Here is a 17,431-nt window from a genome sequence, read left to right as displayed (position 1 = left end):
CGTCCAAAAAGGACGGGCGGGACGCCCATCCCACAATAACAATTAAAATTGTAAGTTATTTAATTCGCGATCCTTAGCAATTACTAATTACCAATTAACAAATCGGCCGCTGTCCGGGTTTGACGGCGTGAATGTACTCACTGCCCGAGGTTGGCCATCCCCGCTTATAATAAGCTTCCTCCGGCTTCCCCCAGCCCAACTGCAACAAAATTTCTAGAAAATCCAACTTTTCCCACTTGGAGAGATTGGCCCATTCTGTGCGCTGGGCTATAGCTTCTACATCAACCGGCTCGATTGATCGAAAATCCTTCCCACTGTTAATGCTTAAATACAAATCCATCCCGGCAGTTACCTGCTGCCAGAATTCCAACATAGCAATCTTAGCTGCCTTCAACGTAATCAAATCAACCGGTAGAGCTATTAATTCGTCATCCACTGCCGGATAGCGTAGAGTATTGCCTTTAACCGCCATTTCCCGCCAGACAATCCCAGAAACTTGATGTTCCCGCTGGTATTCGTGCACAGCCGCCTTAAAATTTTGATAAGCAGTGAACTTCTGAACACCCTCAGACTTGAGAAAGCGGTCAATCACGGGGTTGCCTGTAGCAGGAGTTTCAGTCAAGTTGAGACGCCGCCCATACAAGCAGGCTTGGCGCTCTTCTTCGAGGATTTTAATGAGTTCCGCCGTGCTGTAGACCTTGGACATCTTTATTGAGGCAAAATCAAGATATTGGCTGATATTCGGCTGGTTTTCTCGACTAATCTTCGGTAAAGATAGTTTGGCTGTTCTGGGCAATATTCAGTTTTGCCGTTATTCTAACTTTTCTTGCTGCTTAATTGTAGTTTGATAGTTTACAGGAGTCGATCCGCGAAATCCCGACAGCCTCTTAAAAAAAGCAGTTAAGAGGGTACTGAATCACGAACTAGACTGGGAACTGCACCGCCGACGTACCTCGCGGGATTTTTCGCCAAAAACAAAGCCCCCTCCAAGGAGGGGGCAAAACTGATGCCAGAGGTTTGGGAGTTTTATTTGATGGGTCGATCTAACAACCCGAAAAAAAAGCAGCATTCGCACCTGCCGTCAACTACCAAAACTCAAATTTTCAGTCTCAAAGTTTAGTAGCGTCCGCGTGCAGGGCGATCGTTGTCGCCCCAGCCGCCGCCGCCCGAGGGGCGTCTGTTGTTGTTGTTTTCGCGAGGTTTGGCTTTGTTGACTTTCAAGTCGCGGCCCATCCACTCAGCACCGTCTAAAGCTGCGATGGCTGCTGCTTCTTCTGCCTCGCTTGCCATTTCCACAAAAGCAAAACCCCGCATCCTGCCTGTTTCCCGGTCCACTGGCACTTGGACGCGGCTTACAGTACCGTACTCGGCAAATACTTCGTTGAGGTCGTCTGATGTTACCTCATATGAAAGATTACCCACGTAAATCGACATAAAATCTCCAGAATCATTAGGGTGCAGAGACTTAGATTCGGAGAGACGCTTGTAAATAAACACCAACAAACTACGCAACCGAATTTAATTCTTGGAAAACCACTATAACATGAAGCCAGCAGAATCAGCAATTGGCTGGCATAATTTTCAATTTTGGGTGCCGTCGGGCAATCGCCAACAGAAAGTATTCGTGATAACTGACATCTTACACTCTTGGCGTCCTCCGCTTGGTTTCTTGCTGCGCGATCGACCTGATATCTGAGATTTTTAGTCCCTGTTACCAGGTTGATTGGGTCTGATTGAGAACAGCGCCTGAGATTCAGTTATAACTGACAAAGTTCATCGACTACTTTAGACATTGACTTGAATATTCGGTTAGTGAAAAAACCTGACGGTCAATTGAGTACAGTTAGACCGCAGGCTTCTTTTTCCTTTGTTTCAAAGGCTTTTTATAGTGAGGTAGTTCCACCCCCACTTGCTAATATACTATCAGATTATTTCCAGATTATCAAGGGATATAGCGCTACTTTCTGGGCAGTGCGATCGTCTTAAGCGCCGATCGACGTGCGGTGACTTGTACTGTCTTATTTTTGAGTGAGGTACGACGCTAATTCTGGAATTTCACCGGCGCGCTGCCACTCGGCTTCCCCGCGCCGCACTTTGGTTCGGGCTGTGATTTCCTGAACTTCCCATAATTGCAATTTGGTATAGGGCCCTTTGGCTTCACCGCTGCGAAAGACGTACCATTGAGCAACTTCAGGAGTTGGCTGGGTCGATCGTCTTACTGACTTCATCCGATTCATTCCAGTTGTGGCTTTGAGCTGATTTAGCTCTTGTTCTACCGGATTGGGAGGCGCTGAATTAGAATTGGGCGATCGCTTTTTCTTAGCTGAATTCTGACTTTTCTTAGCCTCCGGCTTACCTCTAGCAATTTCAACTTCGCGAGGCCACCCCCAGAAATGCCACACCGCCACCCACACTAGCGCCACAGCAGATCCTAAAATATCTTCTTGTATTTCTGACCATTCTGAAGACTTTCCAAACAGCAGAAAACCGATCGCACCGAGTACGATCGCTATGAGGTTTAAGTAAATTAGGTTGGTAGTGTCGTTAGCTGCTAAGTGCCAACTGGTTGTGTGCCGAACAAAAGATTGGCTGGTTGCTGTTTTGTTGTGTTTCCAGGCTTTTCGGGCTTGAAGGCGACTGTAACCAGGAGAGTCAGCGGGCCACCAAGTCGCGGCCCAATTAACTAGATGCGCTGACCAATACTGCAAAGCTGCATATCCCACTATCCCGCTTAGCAGTACGCAAATAACTAACAGAAAGGTTGTCAGTGGCAGTAGCTGTATTGGCACGATTTCTGCCGTCGCAACAGTTAGCAGAAAAAACGGAGTACCAGTTAATACTGGAACTAAAAAAAGTTCAAGTATCTTTAGAAGGTATGCATAGAAAATCCCTAAGAATTTAAGAATAATTTTAAGCAGTTTTGCAAAGCGGAAGTGATACAGGTAAGCAGAGGCGATCGCACTTCCTAGAATTACAGCAACGAGGGCGCCCGAAAAGCTTCTTAGCGGCAGCATAAAAAGGGCGGTCGGCGGAATTCCCATCACGATTGCTGCTGGCAGTGTGAGAAATGCTATAACGCCTTCCCTCCAGTGGTGCCAAGCTGATACAGTCGGCGGTTGCTGATTGTGTCGGCGAATTTCCACCCACTCTGCAAGCTTGGTTAACCCCCAGTGATAGAAAGCAAATAACCAGATTTGGCAAAACCAAGCAAGTACGATCGGGGATTCCCAGTCAGAGTTCCTGATGGTGTACCAGTACGTCCTGCTAAATCCGTAGGAATAGTAGTAAGCGTTGGGCCACAGTAAAGAAACAATCAGCCAAAAGCTAATGCTTAAGGCAAACCCTCTGGCGCACGATCTAGGATCGGGGAGGAATTTCGGCCAATTATTCATGGTTGGGATAATTTGACGGGATATCAATATTGTCCCATTGCGCCGATCGTTCTGGGCTGTGCGATCTTAAGCGCCGATCGCTTGAGACCGATCGCCCGATCTGGGACTATTTAAATTAAGTTGCTGCAATTTACCAACTTTAGAATAAAGATAACTGTGCTTCTCTGAGTTCCTTGTCCATCAAAAAATCATCTATTCTACTAGCGAAAATCTGACAGTAATCAGCCCTAATTTCAAATCCAATAACTTGTCGCTGCAAACCCAGAGCCAGAATTGCTGTAGTCTCGGAACCCATAAACGGAGCTAAAACAATTTCGTTTAAATTCGATGCCGACTTGATGATGCGATCGACAACAGCAACAGGAAATTGAGCGGGGTGAGGCGTGCGTTCTTTTGAAGCTCGGTTTTTCCCCGACGTAACTTTTGGGAACTGCCAAACATCCGTCGGATTTTTGCCTTTTAAGTTTACTTTAATCTTGCCGTTCTTTTTCTGATTCGGATATTTCACATTTGGGTCGCGCACTTCATCCAAATTAAATGTATACTTGTCTTGATTTTTCACATACCAGAGAAACTTTTCATTGCGGGGTGAAAAGAACTTGCTGCCGGCAACTCCTGCGCCGTAGTTCCAGACAACTTCTTGAATCAGATAAATTAGGCAATTATGAGCTTGGAAGTACGGTTTACCTAAAATATTCGCGATCTCAGTCAAGCTCATGAAATATTGGGGAGAGATTTTGTTGACAAGATGCAATAATTATAGTAAGTGACTGGAAAAATATTGTCAAACTCATCTGGATTGGCCGATCGCCCTGCCGGATACAAAAGGTTACAATCACAAATAGATTCTATTTCCATAACATTACTGTTTATAGATTGAACTGCTCAGTGACAAATAACAACACCTCAACTCAATCCTTTCAATTTGACTCAATTGACAGCGCCCTCGTAGACCTCAAAGCAGGCCACATGGTGGTAGTAGTCGATGACGAAAATCGCGAAAACGAAGGCGATGTGATATGTGCCGCCCAATTCGCCACCCCCGACAACATCAATTTTATGGCCGTGAACGCGCGGGGTTTGATTTGTCTGGCATTGAGTGGCGAAAGGCTCGATCGCCTGGAACTGCCCCTCATGGTCAGCAAAAACACTGACAACAACCAAACTGCCTTCACCGTCAGCATCGATGCAGTCAACGGCGTCAGTACCGGTATCTCCGCCGAAGACCGGGCACGCACCATCCAAGTCGCCATCCACCCGGACACCAAACCTCAAGACTTGCGCCGTCCCGGTCACATTTTCCCCCTGCGGGCGATCGACGGTGGCGTCCTCAAACGCGCCGGTCACACCGAGGCCTCGGTTGACCTCGCCAGACTCGCTGGCTTGTATCCCAGCGGCGTCATCTGCGAAATTCAAAACCCCGACGGTTCGATGGCGAGATTGCCCGAATTAATCGAGTACGCCAAAACCCACAACCTTAAAATAATCAGTATTGCTGACTTAATTAGCTACCGACTCAAGCACGATCGATTCGTCCGCCGCGAAACCGTCGCCAAATTGCCAACTCAATTCGGCGAGTTTATGATTTACGCCTACCGCGACACCCAAGACAATTCAGAACACGTTGCTATTGTCAAGGGCGACCCGGCAGAATTTAAAGACAAACCCGTGATGGTGCGGGTGCATTCCGAATGCCTGACCGGCGATGCTTTGGGTTCCCTGCGCTGCGACTGCCGGATGCAACTGCAAGCGGCACTGAAAATGATCGAAAATGTCGGTTCTGGCGTCATAGTTTACTTGCGCCAAGAAGGTCGGGGTATTGGATTGGTAAATAAACTAAAAGCTTACTCGCTGCAAGATTTGGGATTCGATACTGTAGAAGCCAACGAACGGTTGGGATTTCCCGCCGACTTGCGGAACTACGGCGTCGGAGCACAAATGCTCAACGATTTGGGAGTTAAAAAAATTCGGTTGATTACCAACAACCCGCGCAAAATTGCCGGTTTGAAAGGTTACGGCATTGAAGTAGCCGATCGCGTCCCCTTACTAATTGAAGCCACAGATTACAACTCGATCTATCTGGCAACAAAAGCCGAAAAACTCGGTCATATGCTACTGCAAACTTATTTAGTAACAGTGGCGATTCAGTGGAACGAAAAAGCAGAAGGAAAAGAGGAAGATTCTGCCATTCAAAATCGGTACGAACACCTCGAAAAACTGCGGCATTTGGCGGCTAACCAGCACTTGCTGCTGCAAGAAGAAGCGCGGCCGGTGGGCATAGCCCTGTTCGGAGAAGGCTCCCTCATCGTTCACCTCGGCTTCGATCAAGCCGGACTCGCAGCCCCCGACTGGTACTTGGATGTAAACCATCCTTACGTCAAGGCGATCGGCAAAATTCTGGGCGAAATCAGCACTGAGCCGAATTTGCAAACATTAGAATTCATGGTTTCCTCCGGTGCAGATCCGCTCAAAACCCTGCAAGTCCAGCTCGATCGCGAGACATTCCTTTTGTCGGAATTAACCGGAATTTGCGATCGGCTCGAACCTCAAAAAATCTACAGTTTTGCTCCTCTTCCCTGAAGGCAGAAGGTAGAAGCCAACCCCCCCTACCCCAGCAGGGGGGAAGGCAGAAGCCAAGAAAAACTGTCAATTTCAGAACAATACTTGTTGATATCAGCATCTTCCTTTCGTCAGAAAGCAGCCACCAATAACAACAGTGAATAACAATGTTGATTGCCGTCTAATATTATGTCCGGTCGATTACCAGAAATCAGGTAGGGGCGGGTTCGCCAACAATATCTGCCAATAATTGACCATCTCAAAAACCCGCCCGGCCGAGATATTATGGTGAATGTTGATTGCCGTCTAATATTATGTCCGGTCGATTACCAGAAATCAGGTAGGGGCGGGTTCGCCAACAATATCTGCCAATAATTGACCATCTCAAAAACCCGCCCGGTCGAGATATTATGGTCAATCCATCGGACATGATATAACAAGTCGATGTAGCGACACTTGATAGAGAACCGTCGATGCACATTTATATTCTTAAGCAGTATTAATAGTCATTAAATCATTCAAGAGGCTTTTTAATTAATGTTAATTTTTTTAGACATTGATGGTGTACTTATTCCTGACAGAAGACATGGAAGATATAGCTCTCTAGCAGATATAATGAAATTTAATTCCGATTGCCTTAATCACTTTGAAAATGTCCTCCGTTCCTATCCTAATGCGCGAGTAGTAATTTCATCCTCTTGGAAAGAAATATTCCCCTTCGAGGTAATCCCTCCATTGTTTTCACCAGATATCGCTAGCCGTATTATCGGATTCACCCCTTTCCTCAATCCCAAAAATATTCACCGACACAAATATCTACGACACCAGGAAGTTCTTGAGTATCTTCGACAAAATCAAGCAGAAAACTCACCTTGGGTAGCCATTGACGATATTCCAGAACACTATCCGCCAGATGCGCCTGTTGTGGCTATTGATGATTACAATGGTTTTGACCAGAACTCAGCAAAGGTACTTTCAGAATATCTAACTTGATTTCAAAGGTTAGGAAAAAAGTATCGGCATAGAGAGGGTGAATTTGACATGGAAATGAACGTTGGTGACTTTCTGCACCGACTCGATCTCAGGGGACAAGCACTTAAAGGCACCAACCTTGGCGGTGCGGAACTCCGGGGAGCCAACCTCCGAGGCACGGATCTCCGAGAAACCAACCTCAGCGACGCTATGCTCAGGTATGCAGACCTGATTGAAGCCGATCTCACAGGCGCTAATCTCAGCGGGGCGGATTTATCTGAATCATTTCTTAATTTAGCTAACCTCACTAGAGCTGATTTGACTGGTGCTGTCCTCCGAGAAGCTAATCTCGTAGGAGCCGAATTCACGGGCGCCAACCTCAAACAAGCAAGTTTGATCAAGGCTAATTTAGTAGGAGCAAATCTCCACGAAGCCAACTTAACCAGAGCCAACCTTAGCGGTGCCGATTTGCGCGGTTCTCAGTTGAGCGGCGCTATTTTAGACAAGGCCGTATACAACAACCGGACTATCTTTCCCGAAGATATTGATCCGGGTGCAATGGGAGCATTTTTGCTAGCTCCCAATGCTTCTCTCCCTGGCTTAAATCTGGCTATGGTAGATTTGACCGAAGCGGATTTAAAAGGAGCCGATTTGCGGCGGACAAACTTATACAAAGCTATTTTATTTGGCGCAAAACTCGATCGGGCAAACTTAGCAGGAGCCAACCTCAGCGGAGCGGACTTGAGGGAAGCTAGTTTGAGCGGCACGATTTTGGAGAAAGCTGTTTACAGCAACCAGACTTTGTTTTCAGAAGGTATCGACCCCAGTCTGGGCGGAGCTTATTTAATTGCTCCCAATGTATCGCTGCAAGGGGTAAATTTAACCGGAGCCGACTTAAACGGGTCAGATTTAAGCGGAGCTAATTTGAGCGCTTCTAACTTAACTTCGGTCAATCTCAAAAATGTAGACCTCAGCAGAGCTAGCTTAAAAAAAGCTTACCTCAAAGGTGCAAACTTGGAGGGAACTGATTTAAGAGGAGCCGATTTAAGCGGCGCAATTTTACACCAAGTAAACTTGAGTTCTGCTGACCTCCGGGGTGTAGACTTAACAAGGGCTGACCTCAGTGGCGCTAATTTAAGGGATGCCGATTTGAGGGAGACAGATTTCACCGGAGCTACTTTGCTGTTCGCGAACTTGAGCGGGGCCGACTTGAGATGTGTAGACTTGACAAAAGCTGACCTCAGCGGCGCTAAGTTAAACGAAGCTGATCTCCGAAAAGCAGATTTGATGAGAGTAAATTTGGAGGGAGCAGATTTAACTGAGGCCGATTTGAGCGATGCTCATTTATTCCGAGTTAATCTCAGAGGTGCTAACCTGAAAGGTACTAACCTCAAAGGCGCAAGTTTAAAAGGGGTATTTTTGACTGACGCTTATTTGAGCGAAACGGATTTGACCGATATATATCTGAGTCCGAGTTTTTTTGAATTGCCGCTAGAATCGGAATGGTAATTAGTTGACTGTTAACACTCGAAAATCGCCCAGCGAAAATTACTCGATTATTAACAATCTAAAATCTAAAATCTAAAATCTAAAATGGATCGACCGTTAGGCTCTGTTATTCAAGGTTCCCTGAGCAAGGGATTAGAAGTGCGACTGCACGCCGATGTTTCGGTGGAAGATATGAGGGTGGGGAAATTTTTAGTAGTGCGGGGGGTGCGATCGCACTTTTTCTGTATGCTCACCGACGTGTCTCTCGGAACTTCTAGCGCCCGCATTTTATCGAATCCTCCCAATCCCGACGACGATTTTCTGCTCGCAGTGCTAGCCGGTAGCAGCACCTACGGTACGATCGAACTGTCGCCGATGTTGATGTTGACTGCTGAACGAGAAAAACAGCAGGCAATTTTCGACCCGACGAAAAACGGCCCAGTTCGCGAGAACAAGTTGGCGTTAGGAAATTTGGCTTCTTTTGAGTCACAAAGCGGTGCGGATATTGAGTTGCTACCTGTCAAAACTATTCCCAGCCACTTTTCCCAGGTGTTTGATGCCAAAGAAACTGATTTTCGGGCGGTTTTTGGCTGGGAAGATGACCCGTATCGCCGCAATTTTGCGATCGGCAAACCGATTGACATGGACGTTGCTGTGTGCTTGGATTTAGACCGATTTGTGGAACGCAGCAACGGAGTTTTTGGCAAGTCGGGAACGGGAAAATCTTTTCTGACGCGCTTGCTCTTGTCGGGAATTATTCGCAAGCAAGCTGCTGTTAATTTAATTTTTGATATGCACTCGGAGTACGGGTGGGAAGCTGTTTCGGAAGGGAAACAGTTCAGCACTGTTAAAGGTTTGCGGCAGTTATTTCCCGATAAAATGCAGATTTATACCCTCGATCCAGAATCGACAAAACGCCGGGGAGTCCGCGACGCTCAAGAGTTGTTTTTGAGTTTCGATCAAATTGAAGTGGAAGATATCTCCCTCGTACAGAGAGAGTTGAATTTGTCGGAAGCTAGTATCGAAAATGCGATCATTTTGCGAAACGAGTTGGGTAGCGGTTGGATCAACAAGTTGCTGGAAATGAGCAATGAAGATATTTCAAGGTTTTGCGAAGAAAAGCGGGGAAATAAGTCTTCGATTATGGCTTTGCAGCGGAAATTAGAGCGTTTAAACGATTTGAAATACATTCGGAAACGCTGTCCCAAAAATTATGTAACTGAAGTTTTGCAGTGTTTAGATGGTGGGAAGAATGTAGTAATTGAGTTCGGTTCGCACTCGGATTTGCTGTCCTATATGTTAGCGGCAAATGTGATTACTCGCCGCATTCACGAAGCTTACGTGAAGAAAGCAGAAAAGTTTTTGCAGAGCAAAAATCCGTGCGATCGCCCGCAGCCATTGGTGATTACCATTGAAGAAGCTCACCGCTTTCTCGATCCGGCGATCGTGCGATCGACCATTTTCGGTACAATTGCCAGAGAAATGCGAAAATACTTTGTCACCCTGCTGATTGTAGACCAGCGCCCGTCAGGAATCGACGCGGAAGTCATGTCGCAAGTCGGAACACGCATCACAGCCTTGCTAAACGATGATAAAGACATTGATGCTATTTTTACCGGTGTTTCGGGAGGGCAGAGTTTGCGTTCAGTTTTGGCAAAACTCGACTCCAAACAGCAAGCATTAGTTTTGGGCCACGCCGTACCGATGCCCGTAGTCGTGCAAACTCGTCCTTACGACGAGCAATTCTACAGAGAAATTGGGGATATTGACTGGCAAGAAATGCCCGATGAACAAGTATTTGCCGAGGCAGAATCTGCTAAAATGGATTTAGGATTTTAGATTGACAACTGCTAGATTCCTTACAGAACTTAGGCAAAGGTTACTGTAAATTAGTCTTTGCGAACAATTGGCGATCGCTGGCAATGACAGAAATATCTGATTTTTGCCTCAGTTATAAACGAAAAAGTGCGATCGAACGTCCAAAAAATTAGGCCCCAGCTTTGAGTCAGAAGCTCTTCCCCTTTCACCCCCTTACCCCTCATCCCTAACGGCCCAAAATTTGCTTAAGCTTAAACATGATGGAGATGATGGAGCCTCGCAGCACAATGAAAGTCAAACAGGGCAACAGCCAGCCTTTATACACCTTGTCGTTACTCGTAGCAGAATTTGCTTAGCATATTTAAATCAAAATGTCAATAAATATTTTAAACAGTTACTGGCATCTAATACGGCGATCGAGTTCGGTTATCTCGCATCCCACCATCTAGGCAGCGAGAAAATTTCAAGCGATGATGGAACAGAGAGCAAAACAAAGCCCTCGAATAGCATGAGTCTGTTTGCATGAGTATTGTTAAGTTGAGTTGCAGTTAAAACTAACAGGGAATTCAAAACCTTAAGGAAAAATGTAGAATCTTGACCTTAAGACAGAGGTTTTTACTCTTTACGATCCTCAAAATTGGGAATAATATTGAGAAAACTAAACTCTTGCTCCACTTCGCCTTGAACTAGCCGTTAAAGCTAGCGAACTACCGAAAATCGACGGCGATTACTGGAAATCAAGCACAAAAGCAATCCCAAACAAAAAGCTTCTACCGATCGTCACCGATAAACAAGAGGGGAAACATCCCCTTTGTCGCAGTCTTTATCCCACTTGCAAAAGTGGGACAGGGTATCACCAACTTTTTATCTGTTGTTACAAGGAGTGCAATACTCACCCATGTCCACCACAACCCCCAAAAACAAAACAGTGAAAGCCGATCGCATGGGCAGCCGGCCATACTCCTCAACGGATACGGTTCGTACCTATCTGCACGAGATCGGTCGCGTACCCCTGCTAACCCGAGAAGAAGAAATTGTTTTCGGGAAGCAGGTGCAGCAAATGATGAAATTAATCGAAGCAAAACAAGCACTTGCTAAAGAATGGCAGCGGGATCTGACGGATCAAGAGTGGGCTGCCGAAATGGAGTTGACCGAACCTGAACTTAGCCGCATCTTACACATAGGGCGGCGGGCCAAGCAAAAGATGATTGAAGCGAATTTGCGGCTAGTAGTGGCGATCGCCAAAAAATACCAGAAACGCAATATGGAATTCTTGGATTTAATTCAAGAAGGCACCCTTGGTTTAGAACGAGGAGTTGAAAAATTTGACCCGATGCGGGGATACAAATTTTCTACCTATGCCTACTGGTGGATTCGGCAAGCAATTACCCGCGCGATCGCCCAACACGCCCGCACAATTCGATTGCCAATTCACATCACCGAAAAACTCAACAAAATCAAAAAAGTGCAGCGGGAACTTACCCAGCAGTTGGGCCGGTCTCCCTCCCCTGCCGAAATTGCCGCAGCCTTGGAACTGCACCCTTCCCAAATTCGGGAATACCTGCTGATGGCAAGACATCCAGTTTCTTTGGACTTGCGGGTAGGAGACAACCAAGATACCGAACTGCAAGAACTCTTAGAAGACGAAACGGCATCTCCAGACAACTACATTACCTCGGAATTGCTGCGGCAAGACCTCGATACTTTGATATCAGAACTGACCCCCCAGCAGCGAGATGTGATAATTCTGCGCTTCGGTTTGGAAGACGGCACAGAAATGTCTCTGGCGAAAGTCGGAGAACGGTTAAATCTCAGCCGGGAACGGGTGCGGCAGCTAGAACATCAAGCCCTTGCCCACCTGCGGCGCCGCCAATCTCAAGTCCGAGAATACTTGGCTAGTTAGTCACTAAAAAAGTTGAGATTTCCCAAAATCTCAACTTTTTTTTTTCGTGTTGGCATTGCTGGGAAGGATACTTTTATAGCAGTTAAAAAAAGAATGCAACGGTAGGCCCGTGCTTCAAACCATTATGGAATAGGTCACGCCAAATTATTCAATTCTTTAATCTAAAATTTAAAATCAAAAATGGTATTATTTGAGGGGTCGATCGCCCGATCGGGGCGGACGGAAAATTGATCAAAACTAATCTTAGATTTAAGTTCAGGAACCGGGCGGGCGATCGTTCATTCAAGTTAATAGCCAACATTAAGCCAAGTACCCGGTTTCTCTACAATCTTGGTGAAACTGGTACAAGAGGCGCTTGGAACCAGTTATTTTAAATTTTGGGGTCTGGAGTGGTTTTGACTTATTTGATATTGACAGGAAGTTTAGAAGCGATCGCGATCGTGCTTGCTCTCTCGCCCGGTAACTTGAGCATCGCATTACCCGCAGGCCGGGCACACAACTCGGACATCAAATCCGGCGTTTTTAGCTCGCAATCTCCGCCAAATCCTGAGCCAGATACAGCTAGCACAGGTTTAGCAGATGGCATTTACCTCTACGGCCAGTCGAGCCAGCCAGAGGAAATTAAACAAGAATATTTTGTATTTGAAATGCGACAGAGTAAGGTAGTCGGCGCTTTTTACCTACCTCGGTCTGCTTTTTACTGTTTTTACGGCACGGGCGATCGAACTCAGTTAAATTTAACAGTCGTGGACACTTACGACGGCAGTCGCTCTCCCTACTCCGTAAACCTGGAACAGTATTACCCAATTTCTACCATCAGCGAGAACGATCATCGCATCTTGGGTCTTTGCACGGAAGCTCACAAAGAGCAGGTGTGGGAAAAGTAGGAAACACGCGCTGCGCCACCAGTCAATCGATTTTAGATTTTAGATTTTAGATTTTAGATTTTAGATTTTAGATTTTAGAATTGAAGAAAGCAACCTCACTGATAAATCGGGCGCCCCCGAACCAAATTGCTTTCGGTCAGGGTTCAGGAAACAGTAGTAAAATTGCTCTTGATTTGAGATTTGAGATTTGAGATTTGAGATTTGAAGAAAGCAACCCCACTGATACATCGGGGGCCCCCGGACCAAATTGCTTTCGGTCAGGCTTCAGGAAACAGTAGTAAAATTGCTCCTGAGTTGAGAATTTCGGACGGACACCACACACATGGCAAAATGAAACTGCGTCGGAAAACACTATCGATAATTGGCATTACCATCGCTGGATTAACTGGCATTCTGTATGTCGCCTCCTCAAGCATCCTCTTGGGCAGCCTGATCAAAGCAGAGGAACAAGAAGCCACACAGGTTGTCAAGGGAGTGCTCAGCGTGTTCGGGCAAACTGCCGACGACTTCAACTCGCGCTTTGCCGACTGGTCTGCGTGGGACGACACCTACGATTTTATCCAAAACCGCAACTCAGAATTCATTGACTCCAATTTAATTCCAGAAGGGCTGGCTAATATAAGAGTTAATATAGCCGTATTTGTCAATACTTCTGGCAAAATAGTTTACGGTACAGGTTTAGACAGCGAAAAGCTGAAATTAACTCCTGTTCCAGAAGCATTAAAACAGCGTATTTCTCTAAGCGACCCGCTGTTGCAGCATCCCAACGCCAAAAGCAGCCTCGCTGGTATTATGCTGCTACCGTCAGGGCCAATACTGATTACTTCTCGGCCTATTCTCACGACTAAAAGCACCGGCCCGATCCGAGGTACGCTGATCTTCGGGCGCAATTTGGATGCTGCAGGCATTGCAAAGGTTTCTAAAATTACTCGCTTGCCGCTAATCGTACACAGCGTGAATGAGGCTAGGTTGCCTGCAGACTTTGAGCAAGTGCGGGAGAAACTGTCGGAAAAAAAACCGATTTTGGTGCGTCCTTTAAGCGAAGAGTCGATCGCGGGTTACGCTCTGATCCGCGATATTTACAACCAACCTGCGCTGCTATTGCGGGTGGATATCCCCAGAGAAATATATCGGCAAGGTCAAATTAGTTTGCTGTACCTGCTGGGGTCTGTAGCGTTAGCGGGAGTTGGGTTGGTCGGCTGCACTCTGCTACTGCTAGAGCGTCTGGTGCTGTCTCGGTTGAGCGGTTTGGCGAAAGCAGTGAAGCGCGTCAGTAGCAGCCAAGACCTCTCGGTGCGACTACCGGTGACGGGCGAAGACGAGTTGTCCGACCTTGCCCATACTATCAACGGAATGTTGAGTGCGATCGCCCAAGCCGAAAGCGAACAACTTGAGGAAAAAGCCCGCTACCGAGCCGTAGTCGAGCAAGCTACAGATTGTATTTTCCTGTGGGACGCTCAAACCAAACGCCTGTTGGAAGCCAATACAGCGTTTAGAAACTTGCTCGATTACAGTCCTGATGCGATTTCGCAACTGACTATTTACGATATCATCGCTTACTCTAAAGACCTAATTGACAACAATATCGAGTTGCTGCTGACGGACAAACAATTTAGAATTGGCGAAGTTCTCTACCGTCGCCGAGACGGTTCCTGCGTGGATGTGGAAGTGAGCGGGAGCGTGATTTCCTACGGCGGCCGCGAGATTATTTGCACGGTTGTCCGGGACATTACCGAGCGCAAGCAAGCAGAAGCCGAACTGCGAGCCTCGGAAGAACGCTACAGACTTTTGTTTAAAAATAACCCCCATCCGATGTGGGTTTACGATTTAGAAACTCTAGAATTTATAGCCGTCAATCAGTCTGCTATCCAACACTACGGTTACACTCGCGACGAATTTCTCAAGATGACCGTTGCGGACATTCGTCCCCCCCAAGAGCTGCCGAAATTGCTAGAAAATATATCCCAACTAGATGCTGGTATTGAGTTTGCCGGTGTGTGGCAGCATCAGAAAAAAGACGGCACAATTATTGATGTAGAAATTACTTCTTATGCTCTGGTATTTGATAGCAGAAATGCTGAATTAGTGCTGGCTCACGACGTGACCGACCGCTTGCAAGCCGAGGCCGAACTCTACAAGGCAAAGGAAGCCGCAGAAGCAGCTAGTTTGGCTAAAAGTCAGTTTTTGGCTAACATGAGCCACGAACTGCGAACTCCTCTGAATGCGATTATCGGTTACAGCGAGATTCTGCAAGAAGAGGCTTTAGATTTGGGCGAAGAAAATTTTGTGTCTGATTTAGAGAGAATTCACAATTCAGGCCAGCTTTTACTAACCTTAATTAATGATATTCTGGACTTGTCGAAGATTGAAGCTGGTCACGCGGAACTTGAATTAGAAATTTTTGACGTGTCTGAGGCAGTTCAAGATGTAGCCAAAACTGTTGAACCGCTATTTTTGCGAAACAGTAATCGCCTGAATGTGGAGTGTCCTAATAATATTGGCGAATTGTATTCCGATCAAATTAAGTTTACTCAAATTTTGTTTAATTTGCTCAGCAATGCAGCTAAGTTTACTCATAAAGGAACAGTTACACTCAGCGTTGAAAGAATTAAAAATGACGAGAAGAGTTGGGGTTCTGAACGGTTTATTTTTAAGTGTACTGATACGGGGATTGGGATAACTCCTGAACAGCTAGAAAAGTTATTTCAACCTTTTACGCAAGCGGATGCTTCGACTACCCGCAAGTACGGAGGAACGGGTTTGGGTTTGGCAATAGCGCAGAAATACTCTCAGATGCTGGGGGGAGAAATTACTGTGACTAGCGAGTTTGGCAAGGGGTCAACTTTTACTCTGATGTTGCCAGCATAGCTCGATTTTAGATTTTAGATTTTAGATTTTAGATTGGGTAAAAAGTGCTGAATAGAAACAACATAAATACGGTTTGTAGTCAGGGCTTCAGTCCACTCCCAATCAGCTTTTAGCTAATTAGGACTAAACTTTTGAAGACCAACAACATTAATACTCAATACCTGCTTGAGCTTTAATCCCTTGTTCTCGAAATGGATGCTTAACTAATGTCATTTCAGTCACCAAGTCTGCCCGTTCAATTAGCCCTGGCGGGGCACCTCGGCCTGTTAAAATAATGTGGGTTTCTTCTGGTTTTTGGTCTAACCCGGAAAGCACTTGCTCTACTTGCAAATAACCTAGTTTTAATGCTATATTGACTTCATCTAGAAGAACTAATTTAAATTCGGGATTGCCGATAAAAGTTAGGGATTTTTCCCAGGCTTTTTGAGCTGTTTCGATATCTCGATCGCGGTCTTGCGTGTCCCAGGTAAAGCCTTCTCCCATTGCGTGAAATTCTAGCTGTTTTTCCCAGAGTTGAAAAACGGCTTTTTCTGCGGGTTCCCAAGCTCCCTTGATAAATTGTACTATAGCGACGCGGTAGCCGTGACCGAGCGATCGCACAACCATTCCCAAAGCGGCCGTGGTTTTGCCTTTACCGTTACCCGTATTGACTATAATTAAACCTTTTTCTTTGGAAGAGTTAGCGATTCGCTGTGATTGCACTTCTTGGCGGCGCTGCATTTTCTGTTTGTGTTGTTGGGCTGTTAAGCCAGTGGTTGCAGTAGTTTCTGTATTGGTTTCCATTAGATTTTTTTTAACCGCAGATGAACGCAAATAAACGCTGATAGATGCAAGATGTCAAGTTATTGCCACAGTGTTTTCAAGTTTAGCACGAAACCGGGCAAAACATCTTCTCCTGAAAGTTCTGTTGGACATTCCAAAACTTCTATTTCTTGTCCTTGGCGATAGATTTCGACTCTCCGGGTTTTGCGGTTGATTAACCAGCCTAATTTTACTTGGTTATTCATGTATTCTTGCATTTTGTCTTGAGTATCTTTGAGGCTGTCTGTCGGCGACATTAACTCTAAGACAAAATCCGGGGCAATGGGAGGAAATTTTTGTTTTTGTTCGGGGGTGAGTGCATCCCATCTTGATTTTTCAATCCAAGAGACATCGGGAGAACGGTTGGCACCGCTTGGCAGTTTGAAGCAAGTTGAAGAATCGAAACAAATTCCCAGTTTAGTTTGTCGGTTCCAAATTCCAAAATCAGTAGCTATTTCAAAATTGTAATTTCCGGTTTCTCCTCCTGTGGGTGGCATGACGATTATTTCTCCTTTGGCGTTGCGTTCAAATTTGACATCTGGGTTTTCGCGGCACAGTTGATAAAATTGGTCGTCGGTTATTTTGGCGATCGAGTTGAAGTTGATTGTAACTGCTATCATGGTATTTTATCAGGATGCGTTGGGACTTTTAAGATTATGTATATGAAGGCGGCTCAAGGCCGAGCGATGCAGATGCTGTAAATATTATTAAGGGTTAAGAGGATTTAATGGATATCTTTTTAT

Annotated in this window: 14 protein-coding genes; 8 read left to right on the top strand and 6 right to left on the bottom strand. The window is 45.9% G+C overall.

Translation table 11 applies throughout. The features are described from left to right. Positions 1 to 94 precede the first annotated feature (94 nt). Both QT987_RS09715 and QT987_RS09710 read right to left on the bottom strand, forming a co-directional pair. Positions 95 to 706 carry a hypothetical protein gene (locus QT987_RS09715; RefSeq protein WP_333232612.1) on the bottom strand — a complete coding sequence of 204 codons (612 nt, stop codon included), beginning with the start codon at positions 704 to 706 and terminating at the stop codon, positions 95 to 97. Positions 707 to 1,116: 410 nt separating this feature from the next. Then, positions 1,117 to 1,434 carry an RNA-binding protein gene (locus tag QT987_RS09710; protein WP_333208470.1) on the bottom strand — a complete coding sequence of 106 codons (318 nt, stop codon included), beginning with the start codon at positions 1,432 to 1,434 and terminating at the stop codon, positions 1,117 to 1,119. A gap of 109 nt (positions 1,435 to 1,543) precedes the next feature. Between QT987_RS09710 and QT987_RS09705 the strand changes: the two genes are divergently transcribed. Beyond that, positions 1,544 to 1,696: a hypothetical protein gene (locus tag QT987_RS09705; protein ID WP_333239321.1), complete on the top strand. Its 153-nt coding sequence runs from the start codon at positions 1,544 to 1,546 to the stop codon at positions 1,694 to 1,696. Between the two features lie 322 nt (positions 1,697 to 2,018). On the opposite strand, the gene QT987_RS09700 is transcribed toward QT987_RS09705, so the two are convergent. Together QT987_RS09700 and QT987_RS09695 are read right to left on the bottom strand one after the other, a co-directional pair. Beyond that, positions 2,019 to 3,392 carry a DUF4339 domain-containing protein gene (locus QT987_RS09700; RefSeq protein WP_333239319.1) on the bottom strand — a complete coding sequence of 458 codons (1,374 nt, stop codon included), beginning with the start codon at positions 3,390 to 3,392 and terminating at the stop codon, positions 2,019 to 2,021. A 139-nt stretch (positions 3,393 to 3,531) separates the two neighbouring features. Beyond that, positions 3,532 to 4,110, bottom strand: coding sequence for a site-specific DNA-methyltransferase (locus QT987_RS09695; protein WP_333239317.1), 579 nt, complete (start codon positions 4,108 to 4,110; stop codon positions 3,532 to 3,534). Between the two features lie 170 nt (positions 4,111 to 4,280). Between QT987_RS09695 and ribBA the strand changes: the two genes are divergently transcribed. The 7 genes from ribBA (at position 4,281) to QT987_RS09660 (ending at position 15,887) form a co-directional block, all read left to right on the top strand. Beyond that, positions 4,281 to 5,972, top strand: coding sequence for a bifunctional 3,4-dihydroxy-2-butanone-4-phosphate synthase/GTP cyclohydrolase II (gene ribBA, locus QT987_RS09690; protein WP_333239315.1), 1,692 nt, complete (start codon positions 4,281 to 4,283; stop codon positions 5,970 to 5,972). Between the two features lie 516 nt (positions 5,973 to 6,488). Then, on the top strand, positions 6,489 to 6,944 hold the full coding sequence (locus tag QT987_RS09685) for an HAD domain-containing protein (protein WP_333239313.1): 456 nt from the start codon (positions 6,489 to 6,491) through the stop codon (positions 6,942 to 6,944). A 48-nt stretch (positions 6,945 to 6,992) separates the two neighbouring features. Then, entirely contained in the window at positions 6,993 to 8,432 is a 1,440-nt protein-coding gene (locus QT987_RS09680; protein WP_333239311.1) for a pentapeptide repeat-containing protein, read from the top strand. Positions 8,433 to 8,516: 84 nt separating this feature from the next. After that, positions 8,517 to 10,250: an ATP-binding protein gene (locus QT987_RS09675; protein WP_333239309.1), complete on the top strand. Its 1,734-nt coding sequence runs from the start codon at positions 8,517 to 8,519 to the stop codon at positions 10,248 to 10,250. Positions 10,251 to 11,127: 877 nt separating this feature from the next. Beyond that, positions 11,128 to 12,132, top strand: a complete 1,005-nt coding sequence (locus QT987_RS09670; RefSeq protein WP_333239307.1) for an RNA polymerase sigma factor, RpoD/SigA family — start codon at positions 11,128 to 11,130, stop codon at positions 12,130 to 12,132. Between the two features lie 389 nt (positions 12,133 to 12,521). After that, positions 12,522 to 13,019 carry a hypothetical protein gene (locus tag QT987_RS09665; RefSeq protein ID WP_333239305.1) on the top strand — a complete coding sequence of 166 codons (498 nt, stop codon included), beginning with the start codon at positions 12,522 to 12,524 and terminating at the stop codon, positions 13,017 to 13,019. Between the two features lie 330 nt (positions 13,020 to 13,349). Beyond that, positions 13,350 to 15,887, top strand: coding sequence for a CHASE4 domain-containing protein (locus QT987_RS09660; RefSeq protein WP_333239303.1), 2,538 nt, complete (start codon positions 13,350 to 13,352; stop codon positions 15,885 to 15,887). Between the two features lie 147 nt (positions 15,888 to 16,034). On the opposite strand, the gene cobO is transcribed toward QT987_RS09660, so the two are convergent. Both cobO and QT987_RS09650 read right to left on the bottom strand, forming a co-directional pair. Next, positions 16,035 to 16,670 carry a cob(I)yrinic acid a,c-diamide adenosyltransferase gene (gene cobO / locus QT987_RS09655; RefSeq protein WP_333239301.1) on the bottom strand — a complete coding sequence of 212 codons (636 nt, stop codon included), beginning with the start codon at positions 16,668 to 16,670 and terminating at the stop codon, positions 16,035 to 16,037. 59 nt (positions 16,671 to 16,729) lie between these two features. Further along, positions 16,730 to 17,308, bottom strand: coding sequence for a Uma2 family endonuclease (locus QT987_RS09650; RefSeq protein ID WP_333239299.1), 579 nt, complete (start codon positions 17,306 to 17,308; stop codon positions 16,730 to 16,732). Positions 17,309 to 17,431 lie beyond the last annotated feature (123 nt).

The organism is Microcoleus sp. SVA1B4 (assembly GCF_036700545.1).
Taxonomy (GTDB): Bacteria; Cyanobacteriota; Cyanobacteriia; order Cyanobacteriales; family Microcoleaceae; genus Microcoleus.
Note: the sequence above shows the minus strand (reverse complement) of the source record. Positions and strands in the feature narration are given on the sequence as shown.

Bases quoted from the DNA above. Each gene is read 5' to 3' on its own strand.
- QT987_RS09715 (WP_333232612.1), bottom strand. From the start codon at position 706: ATGTCCAAGGTCTACAGCACGGCGGAACTCATTAAAATCCTCGAAGAA.
- QT987_RS09710 (WP_333208470.1), bottom strand. From the start codon at position 1,434: ATGTCGATTTACGTGGGTAATCTTTCATATGAGGTAACATCAGACGAC.
- QT987_RS09705 (WP_333239321.1), top strand. From the start codon at position 1,544: ATGAAGCCAGCAGAATCAGCAATTGGCTGGCATAATTTTCAATTTTGG.
- QT987_RS09700 (WP_333239319.1), bottom strand. From the start codon at position 3,392: ATGAATAATTGGCCGAAATTCCTCCCCGATCCTAGATCGTGCGCCAGA.
- QT987_RS09695 (WP_333239317.1), bottom strand. From the start codon at position 4,110: ATGAGCTTGACTGAGATCGCGAATATTTTAGGTAAACCGTACTTCCAA.
- QT987_RS09685 (WP_333239313.1), top strand. From the start codon at position 6,489: ATGTTAATTTTTTTAGACATTGATGGTGTACTTATTCCTGACAGAAGA.
- QT987_RS09680 (WP_333239311.1), top strand. From the start codon at position 6,993: ATGGAAATGAACGTTGGTGACTTTCTGCACCGACTCGATCTCAGGGGA.
- QT987_RS09675 (WP_333239309.1), top strand. From the start codon at position 8,517: ATGGATCGACCGTTAGGCTCTGTTATTCAAGGTTCCCTGAGCAAGGGA.
- QT987_RS09670 (WP_333239307.1), top strand. From the start codon at position 11,128: ATGTCCACCACAACCCCCAAAAACAAAACAGTGAAAGCCGATCGCATG.
- QT987_RS09660 (WP_333239303.1), top strand. From the start codon at position 13,350: ATGAAACTGCGTCGGAAAACACTATCGATAATTGGCATTACCATCGCT.
- cobO (WP_333239301.1), bottom strand. From the start codon at position 16,670: ATGGAAACCAATACAGAAACTACTGCAACCACTGGCTTAACAGCCCAA.
- QT987_RS09650 (WP_333239299.1), bottom strand. From the start codon at position 17,308: ATGATAGCAGTTACAATCAACTTCAACTCGATCGCCAAAATAACCGAC.